The organism is Actinomycetospora chlora, assembly GCF_039542135.1.
GTDB classification, from domain to species: domain Bacteria; phylum Actinomycetota; class Actinomycetes; order Mycobacteriales; family Pseudonocardiaceae; genus Actinomycetospora; species Actinomycetospora chlora.
Map to the genome: position 1 here is coordinate 63,960 of NZ_BAABHO010000020.1, position 13,875 is coordinate 77,834.

General features: G+C 75.9%; 9 protein-coding genes. 6 read left to right on the plus strand and 3 right to left on the minus strand.

The features are described from left to right. Positions 1–30 precede the first annotated feature (30 nt). Positions 31–1,794: an MFS transporter gene (locus tag ABD994_RS14345; protein WP_345415643.1), complete on the minus strand. Its 1,764-nt coding sequence runs from the start codon at positions 1,792–1,794 to the stop codon at positions 31–33. Between the two features lie 148 nt (positions 1,795–1,942). Here ABD994_RS14345 and ABD994_RS14350 point away from each other — a divergent pair, with 148 nt between their 5' ends. Together ABD994_RS14350 and ABD994_RS14355 are read left to right on the plus strand one after the other, a co-directional pair. After that, positions 1,943–3,439 carry a M28 family metallopeptidase gene (locus tag ABD994_RS14350; protein WP_345415646.1) on the plus strand — a complete coding sequence of 499 codons (1,497 nt, stop codon included), beginning with the start codon at positions 1,943–1,945 and terminating at the stop codon, positions 3,437–3,439. A gap of 139 nt (positions 3,440–3,578) precedes the next feature. Beyond that, on the plus strand, positions 3,579–4,394 hold the full coding sequence (locus ABD994_RS14355; protein ID WP_345415649.1) for an IclR family transcriptional regulator: 816 nt from the start codon (positions 3,579–3,581) through the stop codon (positions 4,392–4,394). A gap of 10 nt (positions 4,395–4,404) precedes the next feature. Here ABD994_RS14355 and ABD994_RS14360 read toward each other — a convergent pair whose 3' ends face one another. Both ABD994_RS14360 and ABD994_RS14365 read right to left on the minus strand, forming a co-directional pair. Then, the gene (locus ABD994_RS14360; RefSeq protein WP_345415652.1) at positions 4,405–5,358 is read right to left on the minus strand and encodes a hypothetical protein; all 954 of its coding nucleotides are present in this window, start codon (positions 5,356–5,358) and stop codon (positions 4,405–4,407) included. A 96-nt stretch (positions 5,359–5,454) separates the two neighbouring features. Further along, complete coding sequence (locus tag ABD994_RS14365; RefSeq protein ID WP_345415655.1) at positions 5,455–10,224, minus strand: ATP-dependent helicase; 4,770 nt, start codon at positions 10,222–10,224, stop codon at positions 5,455–5,457. Between the two features lie 81 nt (positions 10,225–10,305). Here ABD994_RS14365 and ABD994_RS14370 point away from each other — a divergent pair, with 81 nt between their 5' ends. The 4 genes from ABD994_RS14370 to recA all read left to right on the plus strand — a co-directional run bounded on the left by ABD994_RS14370 (position 10,306) and on the right by recA (position 13,871). Next, the gene (locus ABD994_RS14370; RefSeq protein ID WP_345415658.1) at positions 10,306–11,541 is read left to right on the plus strand and encodes a patatin-like phospholipase family protein; all 1,236 of its coding nucleotides are present in this window, start codon (positions 10,306–10,308) and stop codon (positions 11,539–11,541) included. Continuing rightward, positions 11,538–12,218 carry a GAP family protein gene (locus ABD994_RS14375; protein WP_345415661.1) on the plus strand — a complete coding sequence of 227 codons (681 nt, stop codon included), beginning with the start codon at positions 11,538–11,540 and terminating at the stop codon, positions 12,216–12,218. Before ABD994_RS14370 ends, ABD994_RS14375 begins: the two co-directional genes overlap by 4 nt. 181 nt (positions 12,219–12,399) lie before the next feature. Further along, on the plus strand, positions 12,400–12,594 hold the full coding sequence (locus ABD994_RS14380; RefSeq protein ID WP_345415664.1) for a DUF3046 domain-containing protein: 195 nt from the start codon (positions 12,400–12,402) through the stop codon (positions 12,592–12,594). 236 nt (positions 12,595–12,830) lie between these two features. Further along, positions 12,831–13,871 carry a recombinase RecA gene (recA, locus tag ABD994_RS14385; RefSeq protein WP_345415666.1) on the plus strand — a complete coding sequence of 347 codons (1,041 nt, stop codon included), beginning with the start codon at positions 12,831–12,833 and terminating at the stop codon, positions 13,869–13,871. Positions 13,872–13,875: the final 4 nt, after the last annotated feature.

The window sequence follows — 13,875 nt, forward strand, 5'->3', positions numbered from 1 at the left end:
CCACGGGCGGGGCCGCTCACAAACGCGCGATCAGCACCGGGCGCGGGTGGGCTCCGGGACCCCGGCGACGGCGGTCTCGCGCTCGTCGGCCGCGGGCAGCACGAGCGGGTGGGCGAGGTCCTGCCCGGGGACGACGTGGACGGCGGCCGGGCGGGAGCCGGCGAGGCCGGCGACGAGCAGCCCCGGGCGGTGCGTGCCCGCGTCGGCGGCGAAGGCGCCCTCCGGGTCGGTGTGGGTGATCGCGAGCTGGCGGCCGTCGACGCCGACGAGCGTCACCCGGGCGCCGGCGGCCGGCCCTCCGTGGTCGTGCCGCACGACCCCGCGCACGAGGGCGGGCTCGCCGTCCCCGGCCTGCGTCGCGTGCTCCGCGTCGTGCCCGAACTCCTCGACCTCCTCGGTCGGCTCGGGCAGCGACGGCACGGCGAGGCTGACCAGCAGGGCGAGGACGGCGCAGCCGGCGGCGATGATCAACGTGGTGCGCAGCGCGCCGAGGGACGGCACGAGCGTCCCCTCGACCGGCACCGTGGACGCCGAGAGCACGACGGCGGCGAGCGCCGAGGCGCTGGACGTCCCGATCGAGCGCATCAGGGTGTTGAGGCCGTTGGCGGCGGCGGTGCGGGTGGTGGGCACCGCACGCATGATCAGCGCCGGGAGCGCCCCGTAGGCGAGGGCGACGCCCGCGCCGATGACGGCGATGACGACCGAGACCTGCCAGGCCGCGGAGAGCAGCACGGTGCCCGCGCCGTAGGCGACGGCGATGATCACGAGGCCGAGCCGCAGCGACGTCCGCGGGCCGAAGGCCGCCGAGACGCGGGCGGTGACCGGCGACATCGCCATCATCACCAGGCCGTTCGGGGCGAGGGTCAGTCCGGCGGCGAGCAGGCTCATCCCGAGGCCGTGGCCGGAGGCGAGCGGCGCGGAGAGCAGCTGCGGGAACACGACCATGCCCGTGAACATGGCGACGCCGACCGGGATCGAGATGAGGTTCGGCAGCAGCACCGCGCGGCGGGCGTTGAGGCGCAGGTCGACGAGCGGGTCGCGGACGCGCAGCTCGTAGAGGCCCCAGGCGACGAGGGCGACGACGGCGACGGCGGCCGAGGAGAGCGTCGCCGCGCTGGTCCAGCCCCACTCGGCGCCCTTGGAGACGGCGAGCAGCAGGCCGATGAGGCCGATCGACAGGCCGACGGCGCCGCCGGCGTCGAAGCGGCCGCCCGAGCGCGTCGCCGACTCGGGGATGACCGCCGCGACGAGCAGCAGGCCGACGAGGCCGAGACCGCCGGCGACCCAGAACAGCGCGTGCCAGTCCGCGATCTCGACGATGATCGCCGCGAGGGGGAGGCCCAGCCCGCCGCCGATGCCGAGCGTCGCGCTCATCAGCGCGATGCCCGAGCCGAGGCGCTCGGGCGGGAGCGTGTCGCGCATCAGGCTGATGCCCAGCGGCACCGCGCTCACCGCGACGCCCTGCAGCGCGCGGCCGACGAGCACCGGCAGCAGGTCCGACGTCACCGCGCAGAGCACCGAGCCGGCAACGAGCAGCCCGAGCGTCGCGACGAGCACCCGGCGCTTGCCGACCATGTCGCCGAGGCGTCCGGCGATCGGCGTCGCGACGGCGCCGGCGAGCAGCGTCGCGGTGATCACCCAGGAGGCGGTGGCCGTCGACGTCCCGAGCAGCTGGGGCAGGCGCGGCACCAGGGGCACCACCAGCGTCATGCACAGCGACGCGACGAGGCCCACCGACGAGAGCACGGTGACCACGACGGCCGGACGGGGCGCCGTCGCCGCGGTGTCCGCCACGCACCCTCCTCAGGTAGTTGTCTGCGGCAACCAACAGTAGCCCGCGCACCGGGCCGGCAACACGTGGTCCGTGTCGCTCTCGGCGTGCGTGCGCGCTCCGGGCGGTTCGGGCCGGGGCGTCCGGAGCAGTCCTCTACGCTTCGTGATCGTGATCACGGCTCGCCGCGGGATACCGGCCCTCGTCCTCGGCGCTGTCCTCGCCGCGACGGCGTGCGGGGGCGCCGGGGCGCCGGCCCCGACCGCGTCGAGCGCGCCCGCGGCCGCCCCCACCGGCGACCCCGGGCTCGCCCGGCGGCTGGCCGAGCAGGTCACCGGCGACGGGGCGTTCGTGCACCTGCAGGAGCTCCAGCGCATCGCCGACGCCCACGGCGGCAACCGCGCCTCGGGCAGCCCCGGCTACGACGCGAGCGTCGAGTACGTCGCGGGCGCGCTGCGCGCGGCCGGGTTCACCGTCGAGACGCCGAGCTTCCCGTTCGACACGTTCGCCGCGGACGCCCAGACGCTCGCGGTGGGCGGTGCGCCGGGGCCGGCGGTCACGGCGCTGACCTACTCGCCGACGACGCCGCCGGGCGGGGTCAGCGCACCGCTGGTGGCGGCCCCGGACGGGCCGGCGGACCCCTCGCCGGGGTGCGACGCGACCGACTACGCGAACCTGCCGGTGCGCGGCGCGATCGTGCTGGTCCGTCGCGGCACGTGCACGTTCACGCAGAAGCAGCAGGTCGCCGCCGACGCCGGTGCCGCGGCCGTGCTGGTCGGCAACAACGTGCCCGGGCCGCTCGGGGGCACGCTCGGCTCGGTCGCCGAGGGCCGGCTGCCCACCGGCGGGCTGCTCCAGCCCGACTTCGACGCCCTGCTGCCGCGGGCCGGCACGCCGGCGACGCTCGTGCTCGCGACGCGGTCGGCCACGATCACCACCCGCAACGTCATCGCCCAGACCACGACGGGCCGCCCGGACGAGGTCGTCATGAGCGGTGCCCACCTCGACTCGGTGCCCCAGGGACCCGGCATCAACGACAACGGGTCCGGCTCGGCGGCCCAGCTCGAGCTCGCCCTGCGGCTCGGGAGCGCGCCGCCGGTGACCAACGCGGTGCGCTTCGCGTGGTGGGGCGCGGAGGAGTCCGGCCTCATCGGCTCGACGACCTACGTCCGGGGCCTGACGCCCGAGGCCCGCCGCGACATCGCCGTGCTGCTCAACTCCGACATGCTCGCCTCGCCCAACCCGGCCTACCTCGTCTACGACGGCGACGACTCCGACCGCGTGGGCGCCCCGCCCGGTCCGCGGGGGTCCGACGGCATCGAGCGCACCCTGCGGGCCGCGCTGGAGGCGACCGGCGTGCCGCCGCAGGGCACCGACTTCGACGGGCGGTCGGACTACGGCGCGTTCATCGAGGCCGGCATCCCCGCCGGTGGGCTGTTCACGGGCGCCGAAGAGATCAAGACCCCGGAGGACGCCGCGCGGTGGGGCGGTCAGGCCGGCGCGCCGTTCGACCGGTGCTACCACCAGGCCTGCGACACCGTCGCCAACATCGACCGCCCGGCGCTCGACCGGATGCTTGACGCGCTCGCCGTCGGCGTCGGCACCTACGCGGTCGATCTCGGTGGGCCGAACGGCGTACCGTCCCGCGAGCAGCGGCAGACGCGCTGAGACGGGTAGGGTTGCGTCACCCGCAACCTTGTCCCGATCACGAAACGACCCCACGCCCGCACCCCTGCGGCGGCGACGTCCCGACCCCGCCGGACCCGCCCCCCGGTCGGCCCCGCCCGCTCGGAGAGGATGGTCCGCGATGGCGCGCACCGAGAGCGACGACGCCCGCTCCGACGGCTCCGGCCGGGAGCGGTCCGAGCCCTCGCTCGTCCGGTCGGTGGACCGCGCGGTGACGGCGCTCGAGGTGGTCGCGGCCCGCGGGGAGATCGGCATCACGGAGCTGGCCGCGGAGCTCGGGGTGCACAAGTCCACGGCCTCCCGCCTCGTCGCGGCGCTCGCCCGGCGCGGGATGCTCGAGCAGCTCGGTGACCGCGGCCGGGTGGCGCTCGGCTTCGGCGTGGTGCGCCTCGCGGCGTCGGCCACCGGACGCATGGACATCGCGCGGCTGGGCCAGCCGACGTGCCAGCAGCTCGCCGAGGTCGTCGGCGAGACGGTCAACCTCGCCATCCACGACGGCGAGGCGGCGATCAACGTCGCCCAGGAGTTCGGCTCGGCCTCGGTGACGACCCAGAACTGGGTGGGGCGCCGCACCCCGCTGCACGCGACCTCGGCGGGCAAGGTGCTGCTCGCGTACATGGGCGAGGCCGAGCGGCGGACCTTCCTGCGCCGCCGGTTGCCGCGCTTCACCGACGCCACCATCACCGAGGCGGCCGAGCTGCGCACCGAGCTGGCCCGCGTCGTCGACGAGGGGCACGCCCGCTCGTTCGAGGAGCTCGAGGTCGGCCTCCACGCCGTCGCCGTGCCGGTGTGGGGCGCCGGGGGCGACGTCGTCGCCGCGCTGAGCGCCGCCGGGCCGGCCTACCGGCTGCCGCGGCGGCGCGCCCGCGCGATCGTCCCGGACCTGCGCACGGCGGCCGAGGACCTCTCGACCCGCCTCGGCTGGCTCGGGTCCTGACGGCCCGGCGTCAGCGCAGGGCGGGGTGGTCCTTGGCCCACCAGAGGAACTGGCGGGCGTGCTCGAGGTCGCCGAAGAGGTGCCCGACGAGCTCGACGAGCAGGTCGTTGCTCCAGTAGGCGAGCCGCCCGATCGTCTGGGAGCCGGCCTCCGGGGCCGGCAGCTCCAGCCCGAAGACCTTGCGCGCGATCTCGCGCTTGCCGTCCGACGAGCTGGTGTAGACGAGGACGGGCAGGAAGCGCTCCGGCTCGGCGACGCACAGCACGCGCGTGAGCATCGACTCGCGGAACCCGGGCATGGCGGGCGGGTCCTCGGAGGTGATCAACTCGGTCAGCCGGTCCTCGGGCGCCGGCGGGTCCTCCCCGCGCAGGAGGTGCTCGATGACGCCGCGGAACGCCTCGGCCGCGCGCTGGCTGCCGAGCGACCGCCACTCCTCGTTGAACCGGCTGAGGTTGCCGGCCCGGGCCACGACGCTGTTGGTGGCGAAGTCCTTGAGCGCGTTCGGCGTGGTCATCGGGAGGTACTCGGCGCTGAACGCCTGCCGGTAGACGTCGCGGTAGCGCCCGGCCTCGTCGTCGGTCAGCTCGACCTCGGCGAGGAAGTCCCCGCGCAGCCGCTCCACCCGGGTCCGGCGCTCCCGGGATACCGCGTCGACGGTGGGGAACCGGCGCCGCGCCGTCTCGACGTCCTCGACCGGCCGGCGCTCGCGCGCGGCTCGCGGGGCCGGACCGGAACCGGTCGTCCGCGGCGACGCCGTCCGGGTGCCGGCCGAGCTGCGGCTCGCCGTCCGGGTCGTCGTGCTGCGCGACCGCGTCGTCTGGCTGACCGCGCGCGGCGACACCGGCTTGGCGCCCAGCACCCACTCGTGGCCGCAGGCCGTGCAGCGCATCATGTTGCGTCCGTCGTCGGCCATCCCGAGGTACTCGGCCGCGGACTCCTCGCACGTCGGGCACGCCAGCGCCATCGCTCTCCCTCGTCGGTCGGCTGCTCGGCCGGGGCGGTGCGACGTCCAGCCTGCCGTGGTCGCCGCCGGACCGCGCGCCCAGGGCCCGCGCGCGGCTCAGGCCCGCAGACGCAGCCCCTTCGGGCTGTGCCGGAACCCGGCGTCGGTGAGCACCTCGGCCAGCACGCCGTCGAGCGAGCCGGACCCGTCGGCCTTCTCCACCGCGATGCTCCCCAGCCAGCCCTCGCGCACCGCGGTGGCCAGCGCGGAGGCCGCGGCGGCGAGGGTGTCGTGGTCGGTGGTGAAGCTCAGCAGCGACTTGCCGCCGCGCTCGACGTAGATCGCGGGCTCGCCGTCGGTGAGGACGACCAGCGCGCCGGCCTTGCGCCCCGGCCGGTGCGAACTGCTGCCCCCCTCCTGGCTACCGACGGTCTTCGGCCACTCCAGCGCCGCCCCCCACGGCTGCGCCGGGTCGGTGGCCGCGAGGACGAGCGACGAGCCCGGCCCGGAGCCCGCCTCGTCGCGGGACTCGGCGCGCAGCCGGTCGATGGCGCCCGGGACGGCGAACTGGGCGGCGCCGAGCCCCTCGATGACGTAGCCGCGGCGGGCCCTCCCCGACTCCTCCATCGCCCGCAGCACCGGGTAGATGCCGGCGAAGCCGCCGGTGGTGCGCTCGGAGTCGAGCGCGCCGCGGGTGAGCACGCCGTGGCGCTCGAGGAACGCCTCGGTGCGCGCCTGCGCCCGCCGCGTCGGGTCGGCCTCGCGGCCGGGCACCGCCGACCAGCTCCCGGCCGCCGTCGGCGGGCCGGTGCGCGAGGGCATCGGCGCCCGCCCGAGCCGGGCGTAGCGGCCCCGGGCCGGGGCGCGCCGCTGCCGGTGGGCCCCGCCCCGCGAGCCGCCGGACCCGCGCGACCCGCCGCCCGAGACCAGGGCCCGGACCGGGGCGAGCGTGTCGTTGGTGGCCAGGCCCGCCCACACGAGGTCCCACAGGGCGGCGACGACCGTCGCGTCGTCGGGCAGGGAGCCCGCCGTCTCCCCGTCCTCCCGCAGCCCGGCGTGCGCGCGCTCGGTGAGCTGGCGGAAGAACAGCGCCCCGCCCGCCTCGAGGGCCCCCAGGAGCGCCCGGTGCAGCGGGGTGTCGGCGAGTCCGGTCTCGGGGTCGGGCAGCAGGAGCTCGGCGAGGTCGGTCGGCGCGACGGCCAGCCACCCGTCGCCGCCGGCGAGCGTGCCGCAGCCGGTCCACGTCACCTCGCCGGCGCTGGTCAGCTCGTCGAGCAGCGCGGGGGAGTAGCCCGGCAGGCGCGCGGGGAGCACGAGGCTCTCCATCGCGCTGGCGGGGATCGGCGCACCGGCGAGCTGCTCGACCACGCCGAGCACGTCGTCCGGGCCGGGCGCCCGGCGGACCCGGCCGCCGATGCCGTGCCACGACGGCAGGAACCGGCCCAGCGCCGCGGGCTCGACGGGCTCGACCTCCGCGCGCAGCCGCGCGAGCGACCCGCGCCGCAGGCGCCGCAGCACCTCGGCGTCGCAGACGTCCGGCCCGGTACCGACGAGGTCGGCCGGCACGCTGGGCAGCGGCGGCGACCCCTCCGGGCGCAGCTCGCCGCGCACCAGCCGCCCGGACGACACGAGGCGGTCGACGACACCGCCCACCACCGCCGTGCCGAGCCCGAACCGGTGGGCCGGCGCGGCGAGCGGGAACGGGCCGCGGGTGCGGGCGAAGCGGGCGAGGAGGTCGCCGAGGGGGTCGGCGACCGGCTCGGTGAACGCCTCGGGCACGCCGACGGGCAGGCCGGCGCCCAGGGCGTCGCGGAACCGGCCGGCGTCCTCGATCGCGATCCAGCGCTCCTCACCCGCGACGCGCACGCGGATGGCACGCCGCGCGCCCTCCAGCTCGGTGAGCCACTCCTCCCGCACGCCGCGGGCCGCGGCCTCGGCGGTGGTGAGGTCGCCGACGAAGCGCAGCAGGTCGGCGGTGCCCTCGGCGTCGCGCACGTGGCGCTCGGGGTCGGTGCGCTGCAGCTGGCCCTCGATCTCGGCGAGCACCTCGGCGTCGAGCAGCTCGCGGATGGCCTCCGACCCGAGCAGCTCGGCGAGCAGCGTCGAGTCGAGCGACAGCGCCGCGGCCCGGCGCTCGGCCAGCGGCGCGTCGAGCTCGTAGAGGAACATCCCGACGTAGCCGAACATCAGCGTGCGGGCGAACGGTGACGCGCTCGTGGTGGCCACGTCGACCACCTGCACCGCCCGCGACCGCACGTCGCGCATCAGCTCGGCGAGCCCGGGGACGTCGTAGACGTCCTGCAGCACCTCCCGCATCGTCTCCAGCACCACCGGGAACTGCTCGAAACGGCTCGCGACCGAGAGCAGCTGGGCCGCGCGCTGGCGCTGCTGCCACAACGGCGTCCGCCGGGTCGGGTCGCGCCGGGGGAGCAGCAGCGAACGGGCCGCGCACTCGCGGAAGCGGGCGGCGAACAGCGCCGAGTTGCTCACCTCCGCGGTGACCAGCTGCTCGACCTCGTCCGGGTCGAGCAGGACGTCCTCGGCGCTGGGCATGATCTCCTCGCCCGCGTCGTCGAGGGCGTCGGGCAGGCGCAGCACGATGCCGTCGTCGGCACTCGCCGCCGACACCTCCAGGCCCCGCGTCTCGCGGAACCGCGCGGCGATGGCCAGCGCCCACGGCGCGTTGACCTGGGCGCCGAAGGGGGAGTGCACGACCAGGCGCCAGTCGCCCAGCTCGTCGCGGAAGCGCTCGACGACGATCGAGCGGTCGCTCGGGACGTGGCGCGTCGCCTCCTTCTGCTCGCGCAGGTAGGCCAGCAGGTTGGCCGTCGCCCAGTCGTCGAGCCCGGCCGCGCGGGCGCGGGCGGTGGCGGCCTCGTCGTCGGCCGCCGCCACCTCACGGACGAAGGCGCCGAGCGCCCGCCCCAGCTCGAGGGGACGCCCGGGGGCGTCGCCCTTCCAGAACGGCATCCGCGCCGGGACGCCCGGCGCGGGCTCCGCGATCACCCGGTCGCGGGTGATGTCGAGGACCCGCCAGCTGGTGGAGCCGAGCAGGAACGTGTCGCCGACGCGCGACTCGTAGACCATCTCCTCGTCGAGCTCGCCGACCCGCGAGCCACCGGTGCCGTTCTCCCCGGACCCCGGGGTCGTCACCGTGTAGAGCCCGCGGTCCGGGATCGTGCCGCCGCTGGTGACCGCGAGGCGCTGGGCGCCGGGGCGGCCGGCCAGCTGGTCGGTGACGCGGTCCCACGTGATGCGGGGCCGCAGCTCGCCGAAGTCGTCGCTGGGGTAGCGCCCGGCGAGCATGTCGAGCACCGCCCCCAGCGCGGAGTCCGGCAGGCCCGCGAACGGCGCGGCGCGGCGCACGAGCACGGTGAGGTCGTCGAGCGACCACGGCTCCATCGCCGTCATGGCCACGATGTGCTGGGCGAGCACGTCGAGGGGGTTCCGCGGGTAGTGCATCGCCTCGATGGCGCCGTTCGCCATGCGCTCGGCGACGACGGCGCAGGACACGAGGTCGCCCCGGTACTTCGGGAACACCACGCCCTCGGACACGGCGCCCACCTGGTGGCCCGCGCGGCCGACGCGCTGCAGCCCGCTGGCCACCGACGGCGGCGCCTCGACCTGCACCACGAGGTCGACCGCGCCCATGTCGATGCCGAGCTCGAGGCTCGAGGTGGCCACCACGCACGGCAGCTGCCCGGACTTCAGCGCCTCCTCGACCAGCGTGCGCTGGGTGCGGCTCATCGACCCGTGGTGGGCCCGCGCGACGATCACCTCGGCCGGCTCGGCCACCCCGGACTGCCCGACCGCCTCCGCCGGGAACGGACCGATCACCGGGGCGAGCTCGTCGGCCTCGTCGTCCAGCTCCACCGGCGGGCGCTCGGCCGCCGCGGCGTGGGCCCGCTCGGTGGCCAGCTCGTTGATCCGAGCGGTGAGCCGCTCGGCGAGCCGGCGCGAGTTGGCGAACACGATGGTCGAGCGGTGGGCCTCGACGAGGTCGAGCACGCGCTCCTGCACCGCGGGCCAGATCGACGCGCGCTGCGCCGCGCCCGCCGCCGAGCCCTCGACCTCCTCCTCGACGCCCGGCCCGCTCTGGTTGTCGCCGCCGTCGAGGGCCGACATGTCCTCGACCGGGACCTCGACGCGGACCGCCACCGTCTTCGCCGTCCCGGGCGCGACCACGCGCACCGGCCGCCCGCCGCCGAGGAACGCCGACACCTCGTCGATCGGCCGCACCGTCGCCGAGAGCCCGATGCGCTGGGCCGGCGCGTCGAGCAGGGCGTCGAGCCGCTCGAGGCTCAGCGCGAGGTGGGCCCCGCGCTTCGACGCGAGGACGGCGTGGACCTCGTCGACGATCACCGTGTCGATGCCGCGCAGCGACTCGCGCGCCGCCGAGGTGAGCAGCAGGAAGAGCGACTCCGGCGTGGTGACGAGGATGTCCGGCGGCGTGCGGTTGAAGCTGCGGCGCTCGTCGGCCGGGGTGTCGCCGGTGCGCGACCCGACCGTCACGTCCGGCCGCGGCAGGCCGAGGCGCTGGGCGGCCTGGCCCAGCCCGGCGAGCGGGGAGCGCAGGTTGCGCTGGACGTCGATCGTCAGGGCCTTCATCGGCGAGACGTAGAGGACCCGGCAGCGGCGCGTCGCCTCCTGGGGCGGCGGGGTGGTGGCCAGCTTGTCGAGCGCCCAGAGGAAGGCCGCGAGCGTCTTGCCCGACCCGGTGGGCGCCACGACCAGCGCGTGCTGCCCCTCGGCGATCGCCTCCCAGGCGCCGGCCTGCGCCGGCGTGGCCCCCTCGAACGCGCCGGTGAACCAGTCGCGCGTCGCGGGGGAGAAGCGGTCGAGCACGGACGCGGAGCGCAGCGGAGCCGGACCATCGGACGGGGGCACGGAGACCAGGGTGCCCCCGACCCCCGACAACGACGCGGCGAACGCTTCCCGGTGGTCCTCGCAGATCACTAGCGTGGCCCGATGCGGATCGCGCTCGCCTTCCAGGGCGGCGGCAGCCACACGGCCTTCACGGCCGGCGTGGTGGCCCGGTGGGTCGAGCGCGCCGCGTTCGACGGCCACGAGGTCGTGGCGGTCAGCGGGACCTCCGGCGGCGCGATCAACGCGCTGCTGACGTGGACGGCGCTGCGCGACGGCCGGCTCGACCGGCTCCCCGCCGCGCTCGGCTCCTTCTGGGACGACAACGCCGCGAGCGGGCCGCTCGAGCGCGTCGGCAACGCCGTCGTCGTCGGGGCGGGCGTCGCGCAGAGCCTCGGCCTGGCCCCGCCGCTCAACCCCTACCTCGTGCCGCCGCCGCTCGACGGCCGCGCGGAGTTCCGCCGGCTGCTGGCCCGCCACGTGGACCTCGACGCGATCACCGTCGACACCGACGCCCGCCACCCGCGGCTGGTGCTCGGTGCCGTCGACGTGCGCAGCGGGGCGTTCCGGGCGTTCGACAGCCGCCGCGACCGGATCACCGCCGACACCGTGCTCGCGTCGGCCGCGATCCCGACGCTGTTCCGGGCGGTCCACCTCGACGGCGGCGCCTACTGGGACGGCCTGTTCTCCCAGAACCCGCCGGTCGCCCCGCTGCTCGACGACGACCCCGACGAGCTCTGGGTCGTGCAGATCAACCCGACCCGGCGCGACGACGAGCCCCGCACCACCCTCGACATCGCCGACCGTCGCAACGAGCTCGCCGGCAACCTGTCGCTCTACCAGGAGCTCGCGTCGATCGAGCGGATCGACCGGCTCCTCGCCGCGGGCACGCTGGTCCCGGAGTCGGGCTACCGCCAGGTCGCCGTCCGCGTCCTCGAGCTCACGCGCATCCCGGCGTCGGGCCTGCTCGGCGCGGCCTCCAAGGTCAACCGCGACCCGGCGTTCCTGCGCGACCTGCGGCGGCGGGGACGCGCGCAGGCCGACGTCTTCCTCACGGCCTGGGCGTTCGAACGGGCCTGGGAGACCGGTCCCGACGCCCTCCGGCCGCTGCTCGAGGGCGTGGCGCTCGAGGTCGACGCCCCGTTCGTCGGCCCCGCCGGCGACGCGGCGGCGTTCCTGGCGCGCGAGGTCGTCCGGGACGTCACGCGCAAGGAGATGGTCGGCGACGAGGCGACCTGGCGCGTCACCGTCCGCGGCACCGCCGGCGAGCTCACCGCCGCCTTCGCCGGGGACGCGCTCGTCGCGCTGCGGCTGGGCCCGGTGCCCGAGGACGAGCGGTGAGCCCCGAGGCCCTCGCCCTGGGCCTGCTCAGCGCGGTGCGGGGCGTGCAGCTCGCGATCGTCTACACCCTCCTGCTCTCCGAACGGCCCCGCCCGCTGCTCGTCGCCTACCTCGCCGCCGGGATCACGGTGACCCTCGGCGTCGGGATCGTCGTCGTCACCTGGCTGCACACCGGGGCGCCGTCCACCGAGGCGACCACCGGGCGGCTCATCGTCGACCTCGTGCTCGGGGTCCTCGCGATGGTGTGGTCGGCGCTGCGGCTGGCGGGCCGGGAGCCGCGACGCCGCCGCCCGGAGAAGCCCCGCACGCGCAGCTCGGTCCTGCCCGAGGCGCTCGACCGGCGCCTGCGGCCCCCGACGGCCCGGGTGGTGGCCGCCGCCGGGGTCGTCACCAACCTGCCGGGGCTCTACTACCTCGCCGCCCTCGTCGCGATCCTCCAGACCCAACCGAGCGCGGTCGACGGGATCGTGCAGGTCGCCGCGTACACCCTGCTCCGCTTCGCGGTGCCGCTCGCCGCCCTGCTCCTCGTCGTGACGCGCCCCGACCGCACGCTGGAGACCGTGCAGGGGGCGCACGCGTGGGGCCGGCGGAACTCGAAGGTGCTCATCGCGGTCGTGGTCGGCCTGGTCGGCATCTACCTCACGGGCAAGGGCCTGGCGGGGCTCCTGGGGTGGTGATCACCTCTTGCGGTTCTGGAACCACCAGCGCAGCAGCACCACCAGCGCCGCGAGCATGCTGATGAGGGCCACGACCGTGCCGATCGTGCCCCCGGCCGCGCCCAGCGCACCGTCCACGTCCCCGAGGCTACGGCCCCGGCCGCCCGGCCGGCCCGGGCCTGCCGGTCCTATCGTGGGGGCCGTGCGGCTGACTCACTTCCGGCAGCTCATGGACGACGAGTTCGGGGCGGTGCGGGCCGGGTCGATCTCCCGCGACCACGTCTTCGGCGCGCTCGGCGGGCGCACCGTGGAGCAGGCCCTCGAGGACGGCGACGAGCCGCGGGACGTCTGGCGGGTGGTCTGCGCCGAGTTCGAGGTGCCGGCCGAGCGCCGGTGAGCCCGGTTCCGTCGCGACACGCCCGGACCCGACGGGGGTCCCGGATCGAACACGTGTTCGTCTACCCTGCTCCGTACGGCCGTGGGACGTCGCCGGCGTCGCCACCGTCCGTCCACAACCGTTCCGTCCGTCCCCAGGGCGACCGACTCCCGTACCGCGGTGTCGGACCTCCCGCCTAGCGTCGACGTCCGAGAGTCGGACCCCGACACCCCACCATCGAGCAAGGTGACATCCCCATGGCACAGGCACCGGATCGCGACAAGGCGCTCGAGCTCGCGCTCGCCCAGATCGACAAGCAGTTCGGCAAGGGCTCGATCATGCGGCTGGGCGACGACGGCCGGGCGCCGGTCAACGTCATCCCCACCGGCTCGATCGCGCTCGACGTGGCGCTCGGCGTCGGCGGGCTGCCCCGCGGGCGCGTGGTGGAGATCTACGGCCCGGAGTCCTCGGGCAAGACGACCGTGACGCTGCACGCGGTCGCCAACGCCCAGGCCCAGGGTGGCATCGCGGCGTTCATCGACGCCGAGCACGCGCTCGACCCGGAGTACGCGAAGGCCCTGGGCGTCGACACCGACGCGCTGCTGGTCTCGCAGCCGGACACCGGCGAGCAGGCGCTCGAGATCATGGACATGCTGATCCGCTCGAACGCGCTGGACATCATCGTGGTCGACTCGGTGGCCGCCCTCGTGCCGCGCGCCGAGATCGAGGGCGACATGGGCGACAGCCACGTCGGCCTGCAGGCCCGGCTCATGAGCCAGGCGCTGCGCAAGATCACCGGCGCGCTCCACGCCTCCGGCACCACGGCGATCTTCATCAACCAGCTGCGCGAGAAGGTCGGGGTCATGTTCGGCTCGCCCGAGACCACCACGGGTGGCAAGGCGCTGAAGTTCTACGCCTCGGTCCGGCTCGACATCCGCCGCATCGAGACGCTCAAGGACGGCGCCGACGCGGTCGGCAACCGCACGCGGGTCAAGGTCGTGAAGAACAAGGTGGCCCCGCCGTTCAAGCAGGCCGAGTTCGACATGATCTACGGCGCCGGCATCTCCAAGGAGGGCTCGCTGATCGACATGGGTGTCGAGCAGGCGATCGTCCGCAAGTCGGGCGCCTGGTACACCTACGAGGGCGATCAGCTGGGGCAGGGCAAGGAGAACGCCCGCAAGTTCCTCCGGGACAACCCCGACGTGGCCGACGAGATCGAGAAGCGCATCAAGGAGAAGCTGGGCATCGGGCCGAAGCTCGACGCCGAGGCGCCCGCGCCGGCCCCGGTCGACTTCTGAGCCC

Coding starts and splice junctions, on each gene's coding strand:
- ABD994_RS14355 (WP_345415649.1), top strand. CDS start 3,579: ATGGCGCGCACCGAGAGCGACGACGCCCGCTCCGACGGCTCCGGCCGG.
- ABD994_RS14360 (WP_345415652.1), bottom strand. CDS start 5,358: ATGGCGCTGGCGTGCCCGACGTGCGAGGAGTCCGCGGCCGAGTACCTC.
- ABD994_RS14370 (WP_345415658.1), top strand. CDS start 10,306: ATGCGGATCGCGCTCGCCTTCCAGGGCGGCGGCAGCCACACGGCCTTC.
- recA (WP_345415666.1), top strand. CDS start 12,831: ATGGCACAGGCACCGGATCGCGACAAGGCGCTCGAGCTCGCGCTCGCC.